The organism is Janthinobacterium sp. GW821-FHT03C10 (assembly GCF_059420865.1).
The window spans coordinates 1,765,522-1,788,663 of record NZ_JBWKUN010000001.1; the positions used below are offsets into that span (position 1 = coordinate 1,765,522).

The 23,142-nt window shown below is 62.9% G+C and carries 22 protein-coding genes; 3 read left to right on the forward strand and 19 right to left on the reverse strand.

Translation table 11 applies throughout. The features are described 5' to 3' along the window. The first annotated feature begins 1 nt into the window (after position 1). Together AC07VH_RS07610 and AC07VH_RS07615 are read left to right on the forward strand one after the other, a co-directional pair. Positions 2-286 carry a hypothetical protein gene (locus tag AC07VH_RS07610; protein WP_230539226.1) on the forward strand — a complete coding sequence of 95 codons (285 nt, stop codon included), beginning with the start codon at positions 2-4 and terminating at the stop codon, positions 284-286. A 196-nt stretch (positions 287-482) separates the two neighbouring features. Then, entirely contained in the window at positions 483-1,331 is an 849-nt protein-coding gene (locus AC07VH_RS07615; RefSeq protein ID WP_475414187.1) for an HDOD domain-containing protein, read from the forward strand. A 176-nt stretch (positions 1,332-1,507) separates the two neighbouring features. On the opposite strand, the gene AC07VH_RS07620 is transcribed toward AC07VH_RS07615, so the two are convergent. The 8 genes from AC07VH_RS07620 to queA form a co-directional block, all read right to left on the reverse strand. After that, positions 1,508-2,134, reverse strand: a complete 627-nt coding sequence (locus AC07VH_RS07620) for a glutathione S-transferase family protein (RefSeq protein WP_475414188.1) — start codon at positions 2,132-2,134, stop codon at positions 1,508-1,510. A 73-nt stretch (positions 2,135-2,207) separates the two neighbouring features. Next, positions 2,208-2,909, reverse strand: coding sequence for a helix-turn-helix transcriptional regulator (locus AC07VH_RS07625; RefSeq protein ID WP_475414189.1), 702 nt, complete (start codon positions 2,907-2,909; stop codon positions 2,208-2,210). Next, positions 2,906-3,655 carry a hypothetical protein gene (locus AC07VH_RS07630; protein ID WP_494788143.1) on the reverse strand — a complete coding sequence of 250 codons (750 nt, stop codon included), beginning with the start codon at positions 3,653-3,655 and terminating at the stop codon, positions 2,906-2,908. The genes AC07VH_RS07625 and AC07VH_RS07630 overlap by 4 nt, the downstream gene beginning before the upstream one ends. Before the next feature lie 73 nt (positions 3,656-3,728). Next, positions 3,729-4,751, reverse strand: coding sequence for a protein translocase subunit SecF (secF, locus tag AC07VH_RS07635; protein WP_070220687.1), 1,023 nt, complete (start codon positions 4,749-4,751; stop codon positions 3,729-3,731). Positions 4,752-4,841: 90 nt separating this feature from the next. Further along, entirely contained in the window at positions 4,842-6,707 is a 1,866-nt protein-coding gene (secD, locus tag AC07VH_RS07640; protein WP_475414191.1) for a protein translocase subunit SecD, read from the reverse strand. A gap of 97 nt (positions 6,708-6,804) precedes the next feature. Beyond that, complete coding sequence (gene yajC / locus AC07VH_RS07645; RefSeq protein WP_298403037.1) at positions 6,805-7,137, reverse strand: preprotein translocase subunit YajC; 333 nt, start codon at positions 7,135-7,137, stop codon at positions 6,805-6,807. Positions 7,138-7,333: 196 nt separating this feature from the next. Continuing rightward, positions 7,334-8,473, reverse strand: coding sequence for a tRNA guanosine(34) transglycosylase Tgt (gene tgt, locus AC07VH_RS07650; RefSeq protein ID WP_034745502.1), 1,140 nt, complete (start codon positions 8,471-8,473; stop codon positions 7,334-7,336). Positions 8,474-8,475: 2 nt separating this feature from the next. Next, positions 8,476-9,531, reverse strand: coding sequence for a tRNA preQ1(34) S-adenosylmethionine ribosyltransferase-isomerase QueA (queA, locus tag AC07VH_RS07655; protein ID WP_494788142.1), 1,056 nt, complete (start codon positions 9,529-9,531; stop codon positions 8,476-8,478). 176 nt (positions 9,532-9,707) lie between these two features. Between queA and recG the strand changes: the two genes are divergently transcribed. Further along, positions 9,708-11,810: an ATP-dependent DNA helicase RecG gene (gene recG / locus AC07VH_RS07660; RefSeq protein WP_489629521.1), complete on the forward strand. Its 2,103-nt coding sequence runs from the start codon at positions 9,708-9,710 to the stop codon at positions 11,808-11,810. A gap of 159 nt (positions 11,811-11,969) precedes the next feature. Here the strand turns inward: recG and AC07VH_RS07665 are convergent, their stop codons facing one another. From AC07VH_RS07665 to AC07VH_RS07715, 11 genes are all read right to left on the reverse strand, one after another. Then, positions 11,970-12,095 (reverse strand): hypothetical protein, encoded by a 126-nt coding sequence (locus AC07VH_RS07665; protein ID WP_257620246.1) that lies wholly within the window; start codon positions 12,093-12,095, stop codon positions 11,970-11,972. Next, positions 12,095-13,309, reverse strand: a complete 1,215-nt coding sequence (locus AC07VH_RS07670) for an MFS transporter (RefSeq protein WP_475414195.1) — start codon at positions 13,307-13,309, stop codon at positions 12,095-12,097. Before AC07VH_RS07670 ends, AC07VH_RS07665 begins: the two co-directional genes overlap by 1 nt. 11 nt (positions 13,310-13,320) lie before the next feature. Continuing rightward, the gene (locus tag AC07VH_RS07675; RefSeq protein ID WP_494788141.1) at positions 13,321-14,310 is read right to left on the reverse strand and encodes a Gfo/Idh/MocA family protein; all 990 of its coding nucleotides are present in this window, start codon (positions 14,308-14,310) and stop codon (positions 13,321-13,323) included. Then, on the reverse strand, positions 14,311-15,129 hold the full coding sequence (locus tag AC07VH_RS07680; protein ID WP_494788140.1) for a DUF3025 domain-containing protein: 819 nt from the start codon (positions 15,127-15,129) through the stop codon (positions 14,311-14,313). 6 nt (positions 15,130-15,135) lie between these two features. Then, positions 15,136-16,188 carry a dihydroorotase gene (pyrC, locus tag AC07VH_RS07685; RefSeq protein WP_475414198.1) on the reverse strand — a complete coding sequence of 351 codons (1,053 nt, stop codon included), beginning with the start codon at positions 16,186-16,188 and terminating at the stop codon, positions 15,136-15,138. 157 nt (positions 16,189-16,345) lie between these two features. Then, positions 16,346-17,794, reverse strand: a complete 1,449-nt coding sequence (locus AC07VH_RS07690) for an amidohydrolase family protein (protein ID WP_494788139.1) — start codon at positions 17,792-17,794, stop codon at positions 16,346-16,348. A 37-nt stretch (positions 17,795-17,831) separates the two neighbouring features. Then, complete coding sequence (locus tag AC07VH_RS07695; protein WP_494788138.1) at positions 17,832-18,557, reverse strand: amino acid ABC transporter ATP-binding protein; 726 nt, start codon at positions 18,555-18,557, stop codon at positions 17,832-17,834. A gap of 19 nt (positions 18,558-18,576) precedes the next feature. Further along, a complete protein-coding gene (locus AC07VH_RS07700; RefSeq protein WP_475414201.1) occupies positions 18,577-19,269 on the reverse strand; it encodes an amino acid ABC transporter permease in 693 nt (230 codons plus the stop codon). A 1-nt stretch (position 19,270) separates the two neighbouring features. Continuing rightward, a complete protein-coding gene (locus AC07VH_RS07705; protein ID WP_099411325.1) occupies positions 19,271-20,020 on the reverse strand; it encodes an amino acid ABC transporter permease in 750 nt (249 codons plus the stop codon). A 98-nt stretch (positions 20,021-20,118) separates the two neighbouring features. Continuing rightward, on the reverse strand, positions 20,119-21,075 hold the full coding sequence (locus AC07VH_RS07710) for an amino acid ABC transporter substrate-binding protein (RefSeq protein ID WP_475414203.1): 957 nt from the start codon (positions 21,073-21,075) through the stop codon (positions 20,119-20,121). Between the two features lie 195 nt (positions 21,076-21,270). After that, positions 21,271-23,121 carry an ABCB family ABC transporter ATP-binding protein/permease gene (locus AC07VH_RS07715; protein WP_494788137.1) on the reverse strand — a complete coding sequence of 617 codons (1,851 nt, stop codon included), beginning with the start codon at positions 23,119-23,121 and terminating at the stop codon, positions 21,271-21,273. Between the last annotated feature and the right edge of the window lie 21 nt (positions 23,122-23,142).

Sequence of the window (23,142 nt, forward strand, 5' to 3'; positions counted from 1 at the left end):
GTTGAAAACCTCACTGCTCGAAGGCAAAAAGCCCGCTCATTTCGATAAACACATCATCGGCAACCTGCTGCTCAACGCCAGCACGCCGGAACTGGTGCGCCAGGAAAAACTGATCATCGGCGTGCGCAACGAAGACGGCGAAATCTACCGCCTGATCGGCGCCACCAAGCACAACAGCTTCATGAACGCCGTCGAGGAACTGTTCGACCTGGGCTTGACGGATGAGCTGGAAGACAGCGACGAGCTGGTGGAAGGCTGCGACGCGATCTTCAGCGAAGTTCTGTAGTAGCGCTGAACAGGACCTGCTGCGCAGTCGTCCTGTCCAGCGCTGTGACGATCGCTGTCGTTAAAAAGAGGCATGTCAACAATATAGGCATGCCTTTTTCCGTTTACGGGGCTTTGCTTGCCTTTTGTCCAGCTGTTTGCGAAAAGATCACGGTTAAAAAGTTCCGTACGGAAATATTGCGAGTATAATTTTTTCAATGAACAGACTCGACGCCTTTAAAAGCATCGCCGCGCAAGCCGCTCGTGGCGAGCTGACCTTTCCTGCCAATGTGGACGCTTCGCTCAAGCTGCAAGAGGCGCTGGCCGATCCCGACTGCCATATCGAGGCCGCCGCCAAGCTGGTGCAGGCTGACCCGCTGCTGGCCGCGCGCACGGTGGCCATCGCCAATTCGGCGGCGTTCAACCGTTCCGGCAATGAAATCACCAGCGTGCGCAACGCCGTGCAACGGCTCGGCGTGCGTACCCTGCAGTCGGTGGTGGCATCGCTGATCGTGCGCCAGCTGGGCAGCACCATCACCGATCCCGCGCTGCAGGCGAAGGCCAACCAGCTATGGGAACATACGGCCCACGTGGCGGCCCTGTCGCAGGTACTGGCCCGCCGCGTGACCAAGGTGGATCCCGATACGGCCCTGTTTGCCGGCATCATGCATGAAGTGGGCGGCTTTTATCTGCTGTCGCGCGCGGCCGAATTCCCCGGCATCCTCGATGGCGAACCGCAGGACTGGGTCGAGCATGGCGAACAGGCCATCGGCCATGGCGTCCTGACCAAGCTGAAGGTGCCGGAAGCGGTGATGGGCGCCATCGATGCGCTGTGGGAAGGCTTGCGCGCCATTCCGCCCGAATCGCTGGGCGACACCCTGCTGCTGGCGAATGACCTGGCGCCCGTCTCGTCGCCCCTCAATGAAAGCCCGGCCGCCATCGCCGTGCGCGCCGCGCGCGCCGCCGGCAGCATCGATTGCGTGATCGGCGACGATGCGACCTTGTCGAGCATCATGGAAGAATCCGACGATGAAGTGCAGTCGCTGCTGAAGGTGCTCGTGCATTGATGTGCTTCACGCGCTAAATGTGAGCACTCGCCATCAACAGCAAGCGCCAATAACGGCGAAAAAAAACCCGCTCGAAAGCGGGTAAAGTCCAAAGCTAGGGATGTCCTGAAAGAGACAGCCCTATCTTATGCGGTGTGCCGCGCCGGCTCCGTGCGCTGGCACACTTAGCGCGCAGATTATCCCGGCAGCAGTTCGACATCCGTTTCCTGCCAGGCGCGCAACTGCCGCACGCGGGCGAACCACGCCTGGATATGCCGGTACTGCGCCAGCGGCAGCCGCACAGCCTCGCTGTACATCAGCGGCGCGGCCACGGCGAAATCGGCCAGGGTCACATCGTCTGCGTGGATCCAGCTGCGTCCCGCCAGGTGCGCGTCCAGCACCACGGCGCACTCATGCAGGTCGCGCTCGCCGCGCGCCTCTTCCAGCGGGTCCGCCGGACCATTGCCCGTCATGCCCTTCCACGCGCGTTCCCAGGCCAGCACGCTGACGGCGGGCGCGAAGTGCTGCGCGGCCCAGAACAGCCAGCGGTTGACGTCGGCGCGCGCCTGCGGCGCCTGCGGATAAATCGTCTGGCCCGGCACCTGCTCGGCCAGGTATTGCATGATGGCGCACGATTCCCACAGCAGGAAAGCGCCGTCGGCCAGCACGGGCACCTTGCCGTTCGGGTTCAGTTCAAGCAGACGGCGGCGGTCGTCCGCATTCATCAGGTCGACTTCGGCCAGTTCCAGCGGCAGGCCGAGGTGGATCGCCGTCATCAGGGCACGGCGGGCATTCGAGGACATGGGGTGATGGTACAGGCGCATGGCAAAGGCTCCGGTGAGTGAAGAAGCCACCATCGTAGTTGCCGTCACTGACAGTTTTTGTCAGGAGCGAATATCAGGATTCCGGATCAATCTCATGCGCCTTGCGCCAGGTGTCGAGCAAGGCGTGGCGCCGCGTGGGATAGCGCTCCTCGTGCTGCCGCACGCTGGCGATGCGGTCGATGCGGAAGTGCCGGTAATCGCCGCGCAGTTCGCACCAGGCGGCCAGCAGGCGCTTGCCCTCGAAAAAGGCCAGGGCGAAGGGCCACACCGTGCGCAAGGTGGCGCTGCCGTGCTCATCCTGATAGGCAAGCGTGAGTTTCTGTTCGTAGCGGATCGCCTCGCGCACGGGCTGCACGTAGCGGTCGGCCGGCTGTGTGCCATCGGCGGGGCGGCCCAGCGGCACCCACAGGCTGGTCTCGGCCATGCTGTCGCGCAAGTCGCGCGGCGAGGCCGCCGCGATCTTGGCCAGGGCATTGCTGGCCGCCTGCGCCAGGCCCGCGTCGCCCTGCCGGCGCACCCAGCGCGCGCCCAGCACCAGCGCCTCCAGTTCATCGGCCCCGAACATCAGCGGCGGCAGGAAGGCGCCGCGGCGCAGCACGTAGCCGATGCCCGCCTCGCCCTGCAAGGGTGCGCCCAGTTCGGCCAGGGTCTGGATATCGCGGTAGATCGTGCGCTCGGATACGCCCAGCTGCTGCGCCAGCTGGGCCGCCGTGACGGGCACGCGCCTGGCGCGCATGGCGTCCATCAGCAGGAACAAGCGGCCGCTGCGGCTCATGGACAGTCCTGCAAGGCCTGGTCGCCCATGACGAGGGCCGACAGGGCCGGCACATACAGATAACCACCGGGCGCCAGGCGAACCGCGCGCGGCCCCTCGTCCACGCCGGCGATGCCGTAGCAGCGCTGCAGGCGGGCGGCGGCCGGCCACCAGTGGACGGCCGCTTCCTGGTCGGGAAAGCGCTGGCGCACGCTCTCGGCCTGCGCCGCCACTTGCGGGAAATCGCGGTAAAAGGCGGAAGCAATGCCCAGTTCCGCGGCAAACGCCGCTTCCTGCGCCGCAGTCTCCGTCAACTGGGCCGCCAGCGCCGCCGTTTCGCGCTCCAGGTCCTCGGCCGCCACGCCAGCCTCGGCCAGGGTGCGGCGCATCTGTGCCGGGCTCGCCTGCGCGCGCAGGAACGCCGATTCCTGCAGCGCCAGCACGGCATCGGCCGGAATGCGCTTGTGCCGCGCGGCCGGGAAGACATACAGGGCGCAGCTGCCCGCACACACGGTGTCAACGGCAATATCCCATTGCTGCCGGCGCAGGTAGCGGCCCAGCTGCATGGCCGCCTGCGCATCGCCACCCTCGCTGTTCACGCGCAACAGCGTCGTCCCCGGCGTGGCCAGCTGCCGCAGCGTGTCCACGTCGCCCTCGGCAATCGGGCCGCGCAGGGCGATGGCACCGCTGTCCACTCGGCTCAATTGCGCGGCATTGACCAAGGTGCCGATGCCCGCCATGATGCCCATCACTATCAAACGCTTCATCGTCATCCACCATAAAAAAAACGACCACCGCAAACGGTGATCGTTCCTCATTCGACCTGCAAAAAACCTGCGCTTACACCACGGCGCCGTCGGTTTCGTCTTTTTCCTTGATCGGCTTGATCAAGTCTTCGCGCTTGACGCCCAGCCACATGGCGATCGAGGCCGCGACGAACACGGACGAGTAGATACCGAAGCAGATACCGATGGTCAGCGCCAGTGCAAAGTGGTGCAGGGTCTGGCCGCCGAAGACCAGCATCGACAGCACCATCATCTGGGTCGAGCCGTGGGTGATGATGGTACGCGAAATGGTGCTGGTGATCGCGTTGTCGATCACTTCATGCACGGAAGCCTTGCGCTGCTTGCGGAAGTTTTCGCGGATACGGTCAAAGATCACCACCGATTCGTTGACGGAATAACCGAGCACCGCCAGGATCGCCGCCAGCACCGTCAGCGAGAATTCCCATTCGAAGAAAGCGAAGAAGCCCAGGATGATCACCACGTCGTGCAAGTTGGCGATAATGGCCGAGACAGCGTATTTCCATTCGAAGCGGATGGCCAGGTAGATCATCACGCCGATAATCACCACCACCAGCGCGTTCAAGCCGTTCTGCGCCAGTTCCTCGCCCACTTGCGGGCCGACGAATTCAACCTTCTGCAGTACCACCGCTTCATTGCCGGCGGTGTCCATGCAGGCGCTCTTGAGCACATGTTCGCCCTTGGCGGTGACGGTGTCGATGGCCTTGGTCGTGCCCTGCTCGGCCTTGCACAGCGATTCGAACACGCGCTGCGAGGTGTTCGCGGCGCTGACGCCATTTTCCACCGGCAGGCGGATCATCACGTCGCGCGCCGTATCGAAGCTGGTCACGCCCGGCTCTTCATAGCCCATGGCGATGAGGGTGCCGCGTATGCCTTCAAGATTGGCCGCCTTGGGGTATTTCACCTCCATCAGGGTACCGCCCTTGAATTCGACGGACAGGTGCAAGCCCTTGTGCACCAGGAAGAAGACGGCGGCAAGGAAGGTCACGGCCGAAATCACGTTGAAAATCAACGCATGGCGCATGAAGGGAATATCTTTTTTGATCCGGAAAAATTCCATGAAATCCTCTGAGTTCTATTCTGTGCGTCCGGCGGCTGGGCCACCGGACGCGATCGCTGTTGACGCTATTGGGTGAGTCGGGGCCGTCGCTTATTTGCTGGCGCCCGGCACCCACACCGTGCCGATTGACAAGGTCGTCAGCTTTTTCTTGCGGCCATACCAGAGGTTGACCACGCCGCGCGACACGAACACGGAGGAGAACATCGAGGTCAGGATACCCAGGCAATGCACGACGGCGAAGCCGCGCACGGGGCCGCTGCCGAAGGCCAGCAGCGCCAGGCCGACGATCAGGGTGGTCACGTTCGAGTCCAGAATCGTGGCCCAGGCACGGTCGAAGCCGGCGGCGATCGCCGCTTGCGGCGTATTGCCCGCACGCAGCTCTTCACGGATACGTTCATTGATCAGCACGTTGGCGTCAATCGCCATGCCCAGCGCCAGCGCGATAGCGGCGATACCTGGCAAGGTCAAGGTCACCTGGATCATCGACAGCAAGCCGACCAGCAACAGCAGGTTGGTGGCCAGGGCCAGCACGCTGAAGGCGCCGAACAACATGTAGTAGGCGATCATGAAGATGGCGATGGCGATGAAACCGTACAAGGTCGAGTGGAAGCCCTTGGCGATGTTTTCCGCGCCCAGCTGCGGTCCGATCGTGCGTTCTTCGATGACGGTCATCGGTGCCGACAGGGCGCCCGAGCGCAGCAGCAGCGCCAGTTCATTCGCGTTTTCCGCGCCGCCCATGCCGGTGATCTGGAAGCGCGAACCGAGTTCCTGCTGGATGGTCGCGACCGACAGCACTTCCGGCTTGCCCTTTTCAAACAGCACGATGGCCATGCGCTTGCCCACGCGTTCGCGCGTCGCTTCGCGCATCTTGCGTCCGCCGTCGCCGTTCAGGTCGATCGACACGGCCGCTTGCTGGTTCTGGTCGAAGCTGGCCGTGGCGCTGGAGATATAGTCGCCCGTCAGGATCACGTCTTTCGCCAGCACGACAGGCACGCCCTTGCCGACGGTGAACAATTCCGAGTTGAACGGAATAGCGCTCGACAGTTCGGTGCCGGGCACGATGCTTTCGTCGACCAGGCGCACTTCCAGCGTCGCCGTGCGGCCGATGATGGCTTTCGCGCGGGCCACGTCCTGCACGCCAGGCAGTTGCACCACGATGCGGTCGGGACCTTGCTGCTGGATCAGCGGTTCGGCCACGCCCAGCTCATTGACGCGCTTGGAGAGGGTGGAGATATTCTGTTTTACGCCTTCGTCGATGGTCGCCTTCAGGGCCGCCGGCTTCAGGGTGATATTCAGTTTCAGGTCGCTGCCTTCGCCCGCATCGGCAAACGCCAGTTCCGTCATCTGGTCGGACAGCACATTTTTTGCCTTCAGGCGCGTTTCCGCGTCGCGGAAGTTGATCTGCACGCTATCGCCCACGCGCTCGATGCCGGCGTGGCGGATATTCTTGTCGCGCAACACGCTACGCGCGGCGGACTGGACGCCCTGGACTTTCTTGTTCAGTACGGCTTTCGCATCGACCTGCATCAGGAAGTGCACGCCACCGCGCAAGTCCAGGCCCAGGAACATGGGCAAGGCATGCAATTTTTGCATCCACATCGGCGTATTGGCTTGCAGGTTGACCGTCACGATGTACGCGGGGTCGCTGGCATCGGGATTCAGGTCCTTTTCCAGCACCAGTTTCGCCTTGAACTGGGTATCGGGATCGGCGAACCGCACGCGCACGGAGGCGAGGTTGCCGGCGCCATCCATGGTGACACCTTCCGACTTGACGTTCTCTTTCGTCAATATTTGCTCGACTTGCGTCATCAGCTCGCCCGTCACTTTGACGGTCGACTTGCCGCTGGTTACTTGCAGCGCCGGTGACTCACCGAAATAGTTGGGCGCCGTATAGAGTGCGCCCAGCAATAAGGCGACGACGATGATGATGTATTTCCAAGCAGGATAGCGATTCATAGTGATTCAGCGTTCAGTGTTGAGCGTCGGAGGCGTCGCGAGGGGCGACCGATAGCCGCCCCGGGTCTATCATTGCCGAGGCAATGACAGCGAGAAATTACAGTGCCTTCAGGGTGCCTTTAGGCAGCAAGGTGGTAATGGCACTCTTTTGCACCGTGATTTCGGTGCCGGTCGCCACTTCGATGGTGACGTAAGCGTCCACTACCTTGACAACACGGCCCAGCATGCCGCCGGCGGTGACGACTTCGTCACCCTTGGCCAGCGCGTCCATCATCGCCCGTTGTTCTTTGGCGCGTTTTTGCTGTGGACGGATCATCAGGAAATACATGACCACGAACATCAATACCAGCGGCAGGAAGCTGGTCAGGTTGCCGCCGAGGCCCAGGGCGTCGGTTGGGGCTTGCGCATAAGCGTTGGAAATGAAAAACACGGTGACTCCAGTTCTAATCAGTTTGAAAAAATAGCGCTGTATTCTAGCATTGGCTATACGTCATAACCCGAATTGCAGGCATAGCAACTTTAAGTGGGGCTAAAAAGGCATTATGCAATGCTTTATCGCCCCCGTCCAAGCACCAATACACAAAACTTCCGGCCCTGCTGCCGCCAGGGCGCAAGCTAAGCTTTTCTTAAGTTCCGCGTGCCCGTTCCGCATGGAATTGCAGCGTAAACGCGTGGAAACGGTCTTCATCGAGCGCCTCGCGCATCTGGCGCATCAGGTCCAGGTAGTAATGCAGGTTGTGGATGGTGTTCAGGCGCGCGCCGAGGATTTCCTTGGAGCGGTGCAGATGGTGCAGGTAGGCGCGCGAGAAGTTGCGGCAGGCGTAGCAACTGCACGTCTCGTCGAGCGGCGCCTGGTCTTCCTTGTACTTGGCGTTCTTGATCTTGATGTCGCCGAAACGGGTGAACAGCCAGCCATTGCGGGCGTTACGCGTCGGCATGACGCAATCGAACATGTCGATGCCGTTCGATACGCCCGCCACCAGGTCTTCCGGCGTACCCACGCCCATCAGGTAATGCGGCTTGTTGGCCGGCAGGCGCGGGCCCACGTGGGCCAGCATGCGCATCATGTCCTCCTTCGGCTCGCCGACGGACAGGCCGCCGATGGCGATGCCGGGGAAGTCGATCTCTTCGAGCTTGGCCAGCGACTCGTCGCGCAGCATTTCGAACATGCCGCCCTGCACGATGCCGAACAGCGCATTCGGGTTCTCGCCGCGGTGAAACTCGTCCTTCGAGCGCTGCGCCCAGCGTAAGGACATGCGCATCGACTTGGCCGCTTCCTCGATGGTGGCCGGGCGGCCCTGGATCTCGTACGGCGTGCATTCGTCGAACTGCATGACAATGTCGGAATTCAAGACGCGCTGCACCTGCATCGACACTTCCGGCGAGAGGAACAGCTTATCGCCGTTGATGGGCGAATTGAAATGCACGCCCTCTTCCGTGATCTTGCGCATGGCGCCCAGCGAAAACACCTGGAAGCCGCCCGAATCCGTCAGGATCGGCTTGTTCCAGCCCATGAAACCGTGCAAGCCGCCGAATTTTTCCATGACGGTGTTTCCTGGACGCAACCACAGGTGAAACGTGTTGCCCAGGATAATCTGCGCGTCGATCTCGTTGAGTTCCAGCGGCGACATGGCTTTCACCGAGCCGTAAGTGCCCACTGGCATGAAGATCGGCGTCTGCACGACACCATGGTTGAGTTTCAAGGTGCCGCGGCGTGCCTTGGTCAGGCCGCTCGTGTCGGTCTTGAGTAATGTAAATTCCAGCATGGTCAGTCTTTCACGGGAGTATCAAGGTTCAGTGCGGCGCGCGATTGCGTGGTGAGCAGCATCGCATCGCCATAGCTGAAGAAACGGTAGTTCTGCGCGATCGCATGCGCGTAGGCATGGCGGATCGGCTCATAGCCGGCGAAGGCCGACACCAGCATCAGCAGGGTCGACTTCGGCAAATGGAAGTTGGTGATCAGGCGCGTCACCGTTTTAAAGGCGTAGCCGGGCGTGATGAACAGGGCCGTATCGGCGCTGCCCGCCACCAGCCGGCCGCTTTGCGAGGCCGATTCCAGCGCGCGCAGGCTGGTCGTGCCGACGGCCACCACGTCGCGCCCGGCCTGCTGCGCGGCGCGCACGGCGTCGACGGTTTCCTGCGGCATGGTGTACCACTCGGTATGCATCTTGTGTTCGGCCAGCACTTCCGTGCGCACGGGCTGGAAGGTGCCGGCGCCCACGTGCAGGGTCACATAGGCAAAGTTGACGCCCTTGGCCTTCAACTGGTCGAGCAGGGCCTGGTCGAAATGCAGGCCCGCCGTCGGCGCGGCGACGGCGCCGGGCACCTTGTTGAAGACCGTCTGGTAGCGCGTTTCGTCAAATTCGTCCGCATCGTGCTCGATGTAGGGCGGCAGCGGCAAGCGGCCATGCGCCTCGATCAACTCGAACACGTCGGCCTCGAAGTGCAAGGTAAAGAATTCGCCGGCGCGCTGGCCCACCGTCACGTCGAAGGCGTCGGCCAGGCGGATGCGGCAGCCGGGCGGCGGCGACTTCGACGCGCGCACCTGGGCCAGCACGGTGCGGTCGTCGAGCACGCGCTCGACCAGCGCCTCGATCTTGCCGCCGCTTTCCTTGACGCCGAAGAAGCGCGCCTTGAGCACGCGCGTATCGTTCATCACCAGCAGGTCGCCCGCCTGCAACAGCCCGACGATATCGGCAAAGCTGCGGTCAACCAGGGCGTCGCCGTCCAGGTGCAACAGGCGCGAGGCGCTGCGCTCGGCCAACGGAGTTTGCGCAATGTTTTCTTGCGGCAAATTAAAATCGAAATCGGAAAGCGAATACATGCGTTTTGCTTCAAAAGTACGTCAAAAATGATTAGGAGTGCGCAATGGAACGTCTGGCACTATACTGTGCGCCTATACAGGCATTACAATAATCCGCCGCAACACAACGACTGCGGTACGCACAGGGTGTGCCGGACAACCCTCTATTTTACGCTAGCGGCACAAAAATCTCCGATATGTCCGAACCCAAGCCCGATCTTCCTCCCACAGCCAAGCCGGCCGCCAAGCCGAAGGCCGCCAAAAAAGTGGTCAGCACGGAAAGCCGCCTGGCCAAACTGGGCTTGCGCACGGATATGGACCTGGTGCTGCACCTGCCGATGCGCTACGAGGATGAAACCAAGGTGTACACGATACGCGACGCCTGTCTGCGCGGCGGCGAGTCGTGGCAAGTGGAAGGTGTCGTCACCAAGTGCGAAGTCAATTTCAAGCCGCGCAAGCAATTGCTGGTGACGATCGCCGACGAAACGGGCAATTTGCTGCTGCGCTTCATGAATTTCTACGGCAGCCAGGTCAAGCAGCTGGCCGAAGGCACGCGGGTGCGCGCGCGCGCCGAACTCAAACACGGCTTTTTCGGCGCCGAGATGGTCCACCCGACGTACAAGGTGGTCAACGAGGGCGCGCCGCTGCCCACGGCCCTCACGCCCGTGTATCCGTCCGGCGAAGGCCTGTCGCAGCACGTGCTGCGGCGCGAAATCGCCGACGCCATGCGCCGCATCGACTGGCGGGATACATTACCCGATGATCTGCTGCGCGGGATGCAGCTGTCGCCGTTCCGCGCCGCCGTGCACCTGCTGCACTATCCGCCGCAGGACATCGATGAAAGCGCGCTGATGGACCGATCGCACCCAGCCTGGGTGCGCATGAAGTTCGATGAACTGCTGGCGCAGCAGCTGTCGCTCAAACGCGCCCAGCGCGCGCGCCGCTCGAAAGGCGCGGCCTCGCTGCCCATCGTCGGCACCTTGTCGAACGCCTTCGGCGCCGCCCTGCCCTTCAAGCTGACGGGCGCGCAGGCGCGCGTGCTCGAGGAAATCCGCGCCGACCTGCGCCAGCCGTATCCGATGCAGCGCCTGCTGCAGGGCGACGTCGGCAGCGGCAAGACGGTGGTGGCGGCACTATCTGCCACGCAGGCGATCGACAGCGGCTACCAGGCCGCGCTGATGGCGCCCACGGAGATTCTGGCGGAGCAGCACTTCCGCAAGATCGCCGCCTGGATGGAACCGCTGGGCGTGAAGGTGGCGTGGCTGACGGGCAGCCTGAAGAAAAAGGAAAAGACGGCGGCGCTGGCCCTGATCGAATCGGGCGAAGCGCAGCTGGTGATCGGCACGCATGCGCTGATCCAGGATAACGTGCTGTTTGCGAAACTGGGCCTGGTGATCGTCGACGAGCAGCACCGCTTCGGCGTGGGCCAGCGCCTGACCCTGCGCAACAAGGGCGACAGCGCGGCTGTGCCGCACCAGCTGATGATGTCGGCCACGCCGATCCCGCGCACCCTGGCCATGACGTATTACGCCGACCTGGAAGTGTCGGTGATCGACGAACTGCCGCCCGGCCGCAGCCCCATCGTCACGCGCGCCATCGACCAGAACCGGCGCGATGAAGTCATCGCCCGCGTCTACGCGGCCGCGCTGGAAGGCCGCCAGGTGTACTGGGTCTGCCCGCTGATCGAGGAATCGGAGGCGCTGCAGCTGCAGACGGCCACCGACACCTACATGATGCTGGCCGAAGCCTTGCCTGCGCTGCAGGTGGGCCTCGTGCACGGCCGCTTGAAGCCGGCGGAAAAACAGGAAGTGATGGATGCCTTCATCGCCGGCCATATCCACGTGCTGGTGGCCACCACCGTCATCGAGGTGGGCGTCGACGTGCCGAACGCCTCGCTGATGGTGATCGAGCACGCCGAGCGTTTCGGCCTGTCGCAGCTGCACCAGCTGCGCGGCCGCGTGGGCCGCGGCTCGGCAGCCAGTGTCTGCCTGCTGCTGTACCAGGGCCCCCTGGGCGGCGTGGCGCGCCAGCGCTTGATGACCATGCGCGAAACGACGGACGGTTTTGAAATTGCCCGGCGCGACCTGGAAATCCGCGGTCCAGGGGAATTCCTCGGCGCGCGCCAGTCCGGCCAGGCCATGCTGCGCTTCGCCGACCTGGAAACGGACCAATGGCTGGTCGATCAGGCCCGCGACGTGGCGCACGATCTGCTGCACGCTTCCACGGCGGCGGCCGCAGCCACCGTGGAAGCGCACCTGGCGCGCTGGCTGGGTGGAAAAGAAGAGTTTTTGAAGGTGTAAAGCCGGTATTGCTTTCAGGTGCTGTCGGATTACGCGCTGCGCGCTAATCCGACCTACGCGAAAAGACACCGCAATAGGTCGGGTAGGTCGGATTAGCGTAGCGTAATCCGACTTCCAGCGTAATCCCACTTTTTGCAAACGGCCTTGCGCCCGCGCAGCCTACATGCACATCCAGAAGCGGTTCGCCAGGTCGAGCATGAAGTCGGGCCGCAGATAGGCCAGGAAGACGATGGCCAGCAGCGCGGCGCCGGCCAGGCGCCATAGCCACGTGCGCCAGCTGGCCATTACGCGGCCACCGCCGTGCGCTTGACGGCGCGCTCGTCGATGGGCAGGTTGATCAGCGCGGCCAGCAAGCCCAGGCCGATGGTGATCATCCACACGATGTGGTAACTACCCTGGTGCTCGTACAGATAGCCGCCCAGCCACGCACCGAGGAAACTGCCCACCTGGTGCGAGAAGAACACCATTCCGGCCAGCATCGACAGGTGCTTGACGCCGAAGATGCCGGCGATGATGCCGTTCGTCAGCGGCACGGTCGACAGCCACAGCACGCCCATGCCGGCGGCGAACAGATACACGGACCACGCCGACAATGGCGCCAGCAGGAACACGGTGATGACCACGGCACGCGTCACGTAGATGGCCGACAGCAGGTAGCGCTTGGCGATCTTGCCACCCAGTTTGCCCGCATAGTAGGAACCGACGATGTTGAACAGGCCGATCAGGGCCAGCGCCGTGACGGCGATGTTCGGGTTCATCAGGCCCTGGTCCTTCAAATAGGCCGGCAAGTGCACGCCGATGAAGACCAGCTGGAAGCCGCAGACAAAATAGCCCGCCAGCAGCAGCCAGAACGAACGGCTGGCGATGGCTTCGCTGAAGGCGGCGCCCACGCTTTGCTGCGGGCCGCTGGCGTGCGAGACGGGCGGCTCGCGCAGGTAGAAGGCCATCGGGATCATGGCCAGCAGCACCAGCGCGGCCAGCACGTAAAAGGCGTTTTGCCAGCCCACGGCGGAGATCAGCTGCTGCTCGACCGGCATCATCAGGAACTGGCCGAACGAGCCGGCCGCCGACGAGATGCCGAAGGCCCACGAGCGCTGCTCGGGCGGCGCGCTGCGGCCGATGATGCCGCTGATGGCGCCAAAGGCCGTGCAGGCCAGCGCCAGGCCGATGAAGATGCCCGAGCCGACGATGAACAGGGTGGGCTGCGTCACCAGCGCCATCCACACGAGGCCCGCCATGTAGCTGATGGCGCCGACGATGACGACGCGCATGGTGCCGAAACGGTCGGCCGCCATGCCGGCGAACGGCCCGAAGACGCCCCACATCAGGTTTTGCATGGCCAGCGCCAGCGAATACGTTTCGCGCGTCCAGCCGTTCGCTTGCGAGATCGGCTGCATCCAGAAGCCCAGGCCGTGGCGCACGCCCATCGCCAGGGTCAGGACGACGCCGCTGGCGATGAGGACGGTCTTCAGGCTGGGACGGGATGCGTGCAATGTCATGGGGTTCCTGTTCACGCCTGGTCGGCTTGGTAGACGAGGCCGATCTGGCCGCGCATGGTGTCAAGGTTGCGCATCAGCGCCACGCTGTCGGCGTGCGGCATGACGGGGCTTTCCAGCAGGCCGGCGCGGATGCAGCGCATCGCTTCGATGGCCTCGTGCGCGTAGCCATTGCCCAGGTGCGGCGCGGCGACGACGCGGCGTGCACCATCCATCATTTCGACGATCAGCTGATCGGGCTTGTAAAAACGGTTGGGCAGGCGGATGCGCCCCAGGCTGCCGGAAATCGTCATTTCCGTCGGCGTCTGCGCGCGCAGGCTGCAGGCGCAGGACGAGGTGCCGCCGCCCGCGTGCAGCAGCGAGAACACCACCTGCTCATCGACGCCGGTGGCGCCCATCTCGGCCAGCGCCTGCACCTGCGATACCGGGCCGAGGAAGAAGGCAGCCATCGACAGCGGATAGATGCCCACGTCGAGCAGCGCGCCGCCGCCGAGTTCGGGATTGAACATGCGGTGCTCGGGCGGGAAATGGGCGACAAAGCCGATATCGGCCTGCACCTGCCGCAGCACGCCGATTTCGCCGCTGGCGATGATGCGCTGCGCTTCCTGCACGGCGGGCAGGAAACGGCTCCACATCGCTTCCATCAAGAACAGCTTCTTGTCGCGCGCCATATCGACCACGGCCTGCGCCTCGCGCGCGTTCATCGTGAACGGCTTTTCGCACACGACGTGCTTGCCGGCGGCCAGGCACATCAGGGCATTTTCCGCATGCAGGGTGTGCGGCGTGGCGATGTAGATCACGTCCACGCCAGGATCGTCAGCCAGCGCCTGGTAAGAGCCGTGGCAACGCTCGATGCCGAATTCGGCGCCGAAGGCTTGCGCGCCGGCGGCGCTGCGCGAGGCGACCGCCGCCAGCTGCGCTCCAGGCGCGTCGCGCAAGCCATTGGCCATCGCGCGGGCGATCTTGCCGGTGCCGAGGATGCCCCAGCGGACGGTATTTTCCATCTATTGATCTCTTTCTGCGCCAGCTGCCTTGCGCTTCGGGCGGAACACCGCCGCGTCATTGTAAAAATCGTCATCCTGGCCTTCGCACCAGCCGGGTAAGCCGAGCACCGGCAGGGGCGTGAAGTCGGCCGTCGTGAGGCCTTGCCGCGCCAGGTCCTGCGCCACCCGCTCGTCGAGCCAGGCGCGGCGTGCCGCGTCGTCGAGCGCAAAGTAAGCGTCGCCGGCAAAGATCACGCGCGTGTGCGCCGTGATGGCCTTGCGCGGCGCCACCAGTTTTTCCATCAGTGCGTGGCCGAACAGCCAGACTTCGGCGTCGCCGCCCGCGCCAAATTTCTCGCGCTGCGCGATGAACGCGCTGCGCCAGTCGTGTCCGCGCAAGGCCGCTTCCAGCGCGCGCCCCGCATCGCTGTCGCGCAGCACCAGCAAGGCGGAATTTTCATCGAAAATCGTCGCGCCGTCGCGCGCGGGACCGCGCGATTTGCCGACCCCGGACAGGGATATCTGCGCCGCCTGCAGCGCATTCAACTGCCGCTTGATGCGCGGGAAGGTGAGCCACACGAGCGCGTTGAAAAAATCGTGCAGATTGTCGCGCGTGGGCACGCCGCCCGTGGCGCCGATGAACTCCTCGTAGGCCACGCCTTCGGGCAGGTCCGCTTGCGGCACGAAGGCCAGCGGCAAGCCGGACGGATTGCGCAAGTCCAGCGCCCGCGCCCGTCCGTTCAGCGCCGCGATCACCGTGTCGCGCTGCAGGTCCAGCTGCCGTCGCGCCGGCAGCACCGTGGCAAACCAGGGGCGGGTCCAGTCTATCGATGGCAGCATGAATGCTTAGACCATTTTCCAGTTGATCTGTTCGCCCGCGTTAAGCGGAATCACGTGGCTGTCGCCCAGCGGCAGCGAGGCCGGCAAGGTCCAGCTTTCGCGACGCAAGGTGATGGTGTCCGTGTTGCGCGGCACGCCGTAGAAGGCCGGGCCGTGGAAGCTGGCGAACGCTTCCAGTTTATCGAGCGCGCCGGCGCGCTCGAACGCTTCCGCATACATTTCCATCGCGTGCAGGGCCGTGTAGCAACCGGCGCAGCCGCAGGCCATTTCCTTGGCGCCTTGCGCGTGCGGCGCAGAATCGGTGCCGAGGAAGAAGCGCTCGTCTCCGCTGGCGGCGGCCGTCATCAGGGCCAAACGGTGCTCTTCGCGCTTGAGGATGGGCAGGCAGTAGTAATGGGGGCGGATGCCGCCCTTGAAAATCTCGTTGCGGTTGTACAGCAAATGGTGCGCGGTGATGGTGGCGGCGATCGGGCCTTCCGCTTCGGCCACATACTGCGCCGCATCCTTGGTGGTGATGTGCTCGAACACGACGGACAGGGCCGGGAAGGCGCTGCGCAGCGGACGCATCACGCGCTCGATGAAGACGGCTTCGCGGTCGAAAATGTCGATTTCCGGGTCCGTCACTTCGCCGTGCACGAGGAAGGGCATGCCCACTTCCTGCATCACTTCCAGCACCTTGTAGCAATTCTTCAGATCCGTCACGCCCAGGTCGGAATTCGTCGTGGCGCCGGCCGGATAGAGTTTCACGGCTTGCACGATGCCGCTATCCTGCGCGCGACGGATTTCATCGGGCGAGGTGTTGTTCGTCAGGTACAGCACCATCAGCGGATCGAAGTTCACGCCTTCCGGCACGGCCGCCAGGATGCGCTCGCGGTAGGCGCTGGCATCGGCCGTGGTGGTGACGGGCGGCTTCAGGTTCGGCATGACGATGGCGCGGCCGAACTGGCGCGCGCTGTGCGGCAGCACGCTGGCCATGACGGCGCCGTCGCGCAGGTGCAAATGCCAGTCGTCTGGACGGGTGATGGTGATGGAATCTGGGGTGTGATCGGGTGTGGACATGGCGGCTGCTCTCGGGCGGTCATTGCGGATAGCGCCATTTTACCAGCCGCAGGACCGTCCCGCCCGCCGGGAGAGCCCGCGCATGCTGGCTGGCAGACGGCAAAACGGCCGGTATCAACCGGCCGTCCTTGTCTTTACTAAAAAAGCACGAAGAGCATCAGGACTTGGCCGATGCCGTCTCCTGCTTGGCGACCCAGGCGCGGATCTCGGCCAGCATCTGATCCAGCTTGGCGCGGTCGTATACCTGGCCACGGCTGACCACCAGGCGGATCCGGCGCGTGGCGCCGATGTCCTGCAGCGGGTTCGCGTCGAGCACCAGCAAATCGGCCGCCTTGCCGGCCGCCACGCTGCCGTAGCGCTCCAGCTTGCCCAGGAAGCGGGGGCCGTTGATGACGGCCGACTGCAAGGCTTGCTGCGGCGTCAGCCCGTATTGCACGTACAGGCCGATTTCATCGTGCAGGGCCTGGCCCGGATAGTCGAAGGAATTCAAGAAGCCCGCATCCGTGCCGGCGATGATGCTCACTCCCTGCTGCTGCAAGATCGGCAGCAGCTTGGCCGATTGCTCGAACTGCGCGTGGCGCTGGGCGATGGCTTCCGGTCCATCCTTGGCGGCGCGCTGCACGCGCCAGTCGTAGGTGGCGCGCAAGCCTTTGCCGATATACTGCAGGGCCGGATCGTGCGTGTGGTCTTCGCGGTCCAGGTAAGCCGTCACGCGCGAGCCCCACAGGGTCGGCACGATGGCCGTGCCGCGCGCTGCCAGGTAGCTGAAGGCCTTGCGCGCCGTCGCCTCGTCGTAGCTTTGCAGGCTTTCGCGCATGGCCTCCTTGCCCGTCATCGTGCCCGCGGCCACCTTCTCCGTCAGCTCCTGTTCGCGTGGCGTCGTGGCGCGCAGCAGGTAGGATTGATGTTCGATCGTGCCCAGGCCCGCATCGGCCATCTGCGCCAGGGTCAGCTGCACCGGGATATGACCCGAAGTGCGCATGCCCCGCTCGCGCGCCTGGCGCAACGCTTCCAGGTAAAGCTCCGGCTTCAGGGTGTTTTCCGTGATCTTCACGAAGTCCACTTGCTGCGCCTGCAGGCCATCGAGCGCGCGCGTGACTTCCTGCGGCGTGCCCACTTCGATGGTGCCCTTCCACAGCGGCTTGATGCCTTCGAGCTTGGCGCCAGAGGTAAAGATCGTCGGGCCTTGCAGCTGGCCAGCGTTGATCTGCCGGCGCCATGCCAGCACCGTGTCGGGCAAGTCGCCCGAACAGTCGCGCACCGTGGTGATGCCGTGCGCCAGGTACAGTGGCAGCAGCTGCTTGTTCTCGTCGATCAGTTCCGGGCCGCCGCCGAAATGCACGTGCGTGTCCCACAGGCCCGGCATCAGGTATTTGCCGGGCAGGCGGATGGTCCGCTTCGGCGCGTAGCCGCGCAGCTGCGCCTCATCGACGACGGCGACGATGCTGTCGCCCTTGAGCAGCACGGCCTTGCCCTTGACGGCGCGGCCGCCTGCAACGTCGATCAGGGTGGCGTCGCGCAGGGCGATGTCGACGGCGATCTTGTCGGCCGCGTGGGCATGGGCCAGCAGGCCCAGCGCCAGCATGGCGCCGGCGAGGTGTTTCATGTCAGGCATTCGTACTCAACTTCAAGGTGATGGAAAATTAATGGATGATCTTGGCGAGGAAATCGCGCGCGCGGTCCGAGCGGGTCGTGTTGAAGAAGTCATCCTTGCTGCAATCCTCGATGATCTTGCCCTGGTCCATGAAGACGATGCGGTTGGCCACGCGCCGGGCAAAACCCATTTCGTGCGTGACGACCATCATCGTCATGCCTTCCTGCGCCAGACCCACCATCACGTCGAGCACTTCGTTGATCATTTCCGGATCGAGCGCCGATGTCGGCTCGTCGAACAGCATGGCGATCGGATCCATCGACAGCGCGCGGGCGATCGCCACGCGCTGCTGCTGGCCGCCCGACAGCTGGCCCGGGAATTTATCCTGCTGCGACAGCAGGCCCACGCGGTCCAGGTATTTCAAGCCCTTGGCATTGGCTTCGTCGACGCTGCGGCCCAGCACCTTGATCTGGCCGATGGTCAGGTTTTCGCGGATCGACAAATGCGGAAACAGCTCGAAATTCTGGAACACCATGCCGATGCGCGCGCGCAGTTTCGACAGATTCGTTTTCGGATCGTTGACGGTGATGCCGTCGACGATGATCCGCCCCTGCTGGATCGGTTCGAGGCCGTTGACGGTCTTGATCAGGGTCGATTTGCCGGAGCCGGACGGGCCGCAAATGACCATCACATCGCCCTTGTCGACATTGGTGGTGCAATCGGTCAGTACCTGGAACTGGCCATACCATTTGCTGACGTTATTGAGTTCAATCATCTTGTTCTTTCTTTTACGGTTAGCGAATGATGGCGACGCGTTTCTGCAGGCGTTTGACGAGGAACGACAAGGCGTAGCACAGCACGAAATACACGACGGCGACAAACACGTACATCTCCACCAGGCGGCCGTCGCGCTGGGCGATCTTCGAGGCGGCGCCGACGAAATCGGGAATCGACAGCACGTACACGAGCGACACGTCCTGGAACAGCACGATGGTCTGCGTCAGCAGCACGGGGATCATGTTGCGGAACGCTTGCGGCAGCACGATGAAGGCCATGGTCTGCGAGTAGTTCATACCCAGCGCCTGGCCCGCCCACACCTGGCCGCGGGGAATCGACTGTATGCCGCTGCGCATGATCTCGCAATAGTAGGCCGCCTCGAACATGATGAAGGTGATCAGCGCGGAAGAAAACGCACCCACTTTCACGGGTTCGTTCGCGCCGATGATCCAGGCGGCGATATACGGCACGAGGAAGTAAAACCAGAAGATCACCAGCACCAGCGGGATCGAGCGTATCAGGTTGACGTAGGTCGACGCCACGCCCGAGATGAGGCGGCTGCCGGACAAGCGCATCAGCGCCAGCACGGTGCCCAGCACGATGCCGCCCACCATGGACAGCGCCGTCAGTTTCAGGGTAAACACCATGCCGGTCTGGAACAGGTAGACCCATGAGCGGGAGATGACATCGAAGTCGAAATTACCGAACATATCAGTGTCCTCCCGTCTTGGCGCCGGCGACGATGAAGCCGGGGATGGCGACCTTTTTCTCGATCAGGTGCATCAGCACCACCACCAGCAGGTTGACGACGATGTAGATGATGGTGGCGGCCGAAAACGCCTCGAACACCTGGAAGGAAAACTCCTGGATGGCGCGCGCGCTGGCCGTCAGTTCGATCAGGCCGATGGTCAGCGCCACGGAACTGTTCTTGATGATGTTCAAAAATTCGCTGGTCAGCGGCGGCAGGATGACGCGCGCGGCCATCGGCAGCAAAATGAAACGGTAGGTTTGCGGCAGGGTCAGGCCCAGCGCCGTGCCGGCCAGTTTCTGCCCGCGCGGCAGCGCCTCGATGCCCGTCGTCACCTGCACGGCCACGCGCGAGGAGGTGAAAAATCCCAGGCACAGCACGGCCGTGACGAACGGCGCATTCGGCAGCGACTTGACCCAGGCGCCCAGGTCCGGCGGCAGCAATTCCGGCATGACGAAATACCAGAGGAACATCTGCACCAGCAGCGGCACGTTGCGGAACAATTCAACGTAGGCATTGGCTACGCCCACCAGCCATTTATTCGGCAGGGTGCGGATGGTGCCGACCACCAGGCCCAATATCAATGCCATGATCCAGGCCGCACCGGCCGTGGCCAGGGTCCAGACCAGGCCGGACCACAAGGTGTCCATATACGTGCCCACGCCATCGGGAGAAATCTCCCAGAAAATGCGCCAATTCCAGTTGTAATTCATGATCATCCTTCGCATGCAGCCCGAGGACAGCGGCCAGCCGGCCACCCGTCCCGCAAATAAATCGGGAGGCTTGCGCCTCCCGGTTTGTTACGCAATCTTTACTTTTTCCGTTTGTCCGAAGTCTTCTGCGCTTCGGGCACGGCCGCATATGCCGCCGGGTCGCCCGAGTCGGTCGGATTCATGAAGACGGCCTTCAGTTGCGGCGGCATGGGGAATTTCAGGTTGATGTTTTTCGGCGGAATCGGCGAGGTAAACCATTTCGCATAAATGCGGTTGATGTCGTCGCTCTTGTACAGGCGGATCAGCGCATCATCGACCACTTTCTTGAAGGCCGGGTCGCCCTTGCGCAGCATGATGCCGTACGGCTCGACGGACAACGCTTCCTTGGTGATTTCGTAGTCGTTCGGGTTCTTCGAGTTGGCCACCTGCGACGCCAGCAAGATGTCGTCATTGGCTTCGGCCACCGCGCGGCCCGTTTCCAGCATCAGGAACGACTCGGGATGATCCTTGCCGACGGCAATCGTCATGCCCAGGTTCTTTTCCTTGTTCAAAATCGTCATCTGCTTGATGGTCGACGTGCCGGCCGTGGCGACCAGGGTCTTGCCGCGCAAGTCTTCCAGCGTCTTGATGTTCGAGGATTTTTTCGACAGCACGCGGTTGCCGATGACGAACATGGTCGGGGCGAATGCCACCTGCTGCTGGCGCTCCAGGTTGTTCGTCGTCGAGCCGCATTCAAGGTCGATGGTGCCGTTGGCCATCAGCGGGATGCGGTTGGCCGACGTGACGGGGCTCATCACCACCTTCAGTTCGCTCATGCCCAGGTGTTTCTGCAAGGCCGTGACGACTTTCATGCACAGGTCGATCGAATAACCCTGGTATTGCTGCTTGTCATCGAGATAGGAGAAGGGCACGGAGCCGTCGCGCACGCCGAGGGTGACGGAACCGGCTTTCTTGATCTTGGCCAAGGTGCCGGTCAATTCCTGAGCCTGGACTGGCGACATGCTGCTGATGACGCCGACGCTGAGCAGCGTGGCGATGATTTTGGTCAATTTCATAAATTCTCCTGGGCGGACAAACGGGATCGATTCCGAACGAAACAACTGTGGTGCAGACGCCACCAATGGAATTAATTTTATTTCATTTTCAGCGCCGGACCAGCCGTTTTCTGCGATTGCCCTCAAATAGGCGCTATACGCGCGCCTGAATCGGCGCGGCTGTAGCATTTTTCCTACTGATTCCCCTTTGCCGATTTATTTTGCCGGCGCCAGCCCCGCCAACGCGTCCTCTTCCGCCTCATCGTCCCGATTCGCCTGCTGGCGTTGCCACATCTGCGCATACAAGCCATCCGCCGCCAGCAATTGCGGATGCGTGCCCCGCTCGACGATGCGGCCATGATCGAGCACGAGGATTTGCTGGGCGTCTGCCACCGTCGACAAACGGTGCGCAATCACCAAAGTGGTGCGGTTTTTGGCAATCTCCTTCAGCTGCGCCTGGATCGCCTGCTCGGCCTTCGAGTCGAGCGCCGAGGTGGCTTCATCGAAGATCAGGATGGCCGGGTCTTTCAGCAAGGTGCGGGCAATCGCCACGCGCTGCTTTTCGCCGCCCGACAGTTTTAAACCCCGCTCGCCCACCATGGAGTTATAACCATCTGGCAAGCTTTCAATAAAATCATGGATCGATGCGGCTTTGGCCGCCGCCACGATGGCCTCCTTGCTGGCGCCCGGCTTGCCGTAGGCGATGTTGTACTCGATGCTGTCGTTGAACAGCACTGTATCCTGCGGCACGATGCCGATGGCTGCGCGCAGGGAATCCTGCGTGATATTGCGCACGTCCTGGCCATCGATGGTGATGCCGCCACCATCGACTTCATAGAAGCGGAACAGCAAACGCGACAAGGTCGACTTGCCCGAGCCGCTGTGGCCCACCACGGCCGTCGTGGTGCCGGCAGGGATCTGGAAATCCACGTCGAACAGGATTTGCCGCTTGGCTTCATAGCTGAAATCCACGTGGTTGAAACGCACGGCCGCGCCCCGCGTGACGAGCGGCTTGGCGTCCGGTGTATCGGCGATTTCGCGGTTCTCGTTCAGCAGGGAAAACAGTCGCTCCATGTCGGCCAGGCTTTGCTTGATTTCGCGGTAAATGACGCCCAGGAAATTGAGGGGAATGTACAGCTGGATCATGAAGGCGTTGACCAGCACCAGGTCGCCCAGGGTCATCGTGCCGGCGATCACGCCCACCGTGGCGCGCCAGAGAATTAATGTCACGGCCGTAGCGATGATCAGCGACTGGCCCGTATTGAGCAAGGACAGGGAAGTCTGCGATTTCACGGCGGCGGATTCATAGCGCTGCAAGCCTTCGTCGTAGCGCTTCGCTTCGTAATCCTCGTTGCCGAAATATTTCACGGTTTCATAGTTGATCAGCGAATCGATGGCCTTGGTATTCGCCTTCGAGTCGAGGTCGTTCATGGTGCGGCGGAAATGCGTGCGCCAGTTCGTCACCAGCACGGTAAACGCGATGTACGACACCAGCGCCACCGCCGTGATCACGGTGAACCAGATGTCGTAATGCAAGACCAGATAACCGAGCACGAGGGTGATTTCCACCAGGGTCGGCAGGATGTTGAACAGGGTGTAGGAAATGAGCGAACCGACGCTGCGCGTGCCCCGTTCGATATCGCGCGTCATGCCGCCCGTCTGGCGGTTCAAATGGAAACGCAGGGACAGCGCATGCAGGTGGCGGAACACTTGCAGCGCGATGGTGCGCACGGCGCGCTGCGTGACCCGGGCGAACAGGAATTCGCGCAATTCCGTAAACAAGGTGGTCGACAGGCGCAGCAAACCGTACGCCACCAGCAAGCCGACAGGCAGCACGAGCAGCGCTTGCGGGTGCGCCGCCGTGATCGTCATGGCGTCGACGAGTTTTTTCAGGATCAGGGGCACGCCCACGTTGGCGAGCTTGGCGCCGACCAGGCATAGCAGCGCCAGCAATACCCGCCATTTGTAGACCCACAGGTACGGCAACAAGGTCTTGATGGTGGCGAAATCGCTGTGGCTGGCGGAAGCTGGCGAGCGGGGCGGAGGGGGAGTCTGGGAACGGCGCATGGCGAAGGTCGGCTTTTTATG

Bases quoted from the DNA above. Each gene is read 5' to 3' on its own strand.
- AC07VH_RS07615 (WP_475414187.1), top strand. From the start codon at position 483: ATGAACAGACTCGACGCCTTTAAAAGCATCGCCGCGCAAGCCGCTCGT.
- AC07VH_RS07620 (WP_475414188.1), bottom strand. From the start codon at position 2,134: ATGCGCCTGTACCATCACCCCATGTCCTCGAATGCCCGCCGTGCCCTG.
- AC07VH_RS07625 (WP_475414189.1), bottom strand. From the start codon at position 2,909: ATGAGCCGCAGCGGCCGCTTGTTCCTGCTGATGGACGCCATGCGCGCC.
- AC07VH_RS07630 (WP_494788143.1), bottom strand. From the start codon at position 3,655: ATGAAGCGTTTGATAGTGATGGGCATCATGGCGGGCATCGGCACCTTG.
- secF (WP_070220687.1), bottom strand. From the start codon at position 4,751: ATGGAATTTTTCCGGATCAAAAAAGATATTCCCTTCATGCGCCATGCG.
- secD (WP_475414191.1), bottom strand. From the start codon at position 6,707: ATGAATCGCTATCCTGCTTGGAAATACATCATCATCGTCGTCGCCTTA.
- tgt (WP_034745502.1), bottom strand. From the start codon at position 8,473: ATGCTGGAATTTACATTACTCAAGACCGACACGAGCGGCCTGACCAAG.
- queA (WP_494788142.1), bottom strand. From the start codon at position 9,531: ATGTATTCGCTTTCCGATTTCGATTTTAATTTGCCGCAAGAAAACATT.
- recG (WP_489629521.1), top strand. From the start codon at position 9,708: ATGTCCGAACCCAAGCCCGATCTTCCTCCCACAGCCAAGCCGGCCGCC.
- AC07VH_RS07665 (WP_257620246.1), bottom strand. From the start codon at position 12,095: ATGGCCAGCTGGCGCACGTGGCTATGGCGCCTGGCCGGCGCCGCGCTG.
- AC07VH_RS07670 (WP_475414195.1), bottom strand. From the start codon at position 13,309: ATGACATTGCACGCATCCCGTCCCAGCCTGAAGACCGTCCTCATCGCC.
- AC07VH_RS07675 (WP_494788141.1), bottom strand. From the start codon at position 14,310: ATGGAAAATACCGTCCGCTGGGGCATCCTCGGCACCGGCAAGATCGCC.
- AC07VH_RS07680 (WP_494788140.1), bottom strand. From the start codon at position 15,129: ATGCTGCCATCGATAGACTGGACCCGCCCCTGGTTTGCCACGGTGCTG.
- pyrC (WP_475414198.1), bottom strand. From the start codon at position 16,188: ATGTCCACACCCGATCACACCCCAGATTCCATCACCATCACCCGTCCA.
- AC07VH_RS07690 (WP_494788139.1), bottom strand. From the start codon at position 17,794: ATGAAACACCTCGCCGGCGCCATGCTGGCGCTGGGCCTGCTGGCCCAT.
- AC07VH_RS07695 (WP_494788138.1), bottom strand. From the start codon at position 18,557: ATGATTGAACTCAATAACGTCAGCAAATGGTATGGCCAGTTCCAGGTA.
- AC07VH_RS07700 (WP_475414201.1), bottom strand. From the start codon at position 19,269: ATGTTCGGTAATTTCGACTTCGATGTCATCTCCCGCTCATGGGTCTAC.
- AC07VH_RS07705 (WP_099411325.1), bottom strand. From the start codon at position 20,020: ATGAATTACAACTGGAATTGGCGCATTTTCTGGGAGATTTCTCCCGAT.
- AC07VH_RS07710 (WP_475414203.1), bottom strand. From the start codon at position 21,075: ATGAAATTGACCAAAATCATCGCCACGCTGCTCAGCGTCGGCGTCATC.
- AC07VH_RS07715 (WP_494788137.1), bottom strand. From the start codon at position 23,121: ATGCGCCGTTCCCAGACTCCCCCTCCGCCCCGCTCGCCAGCTTCCGCC.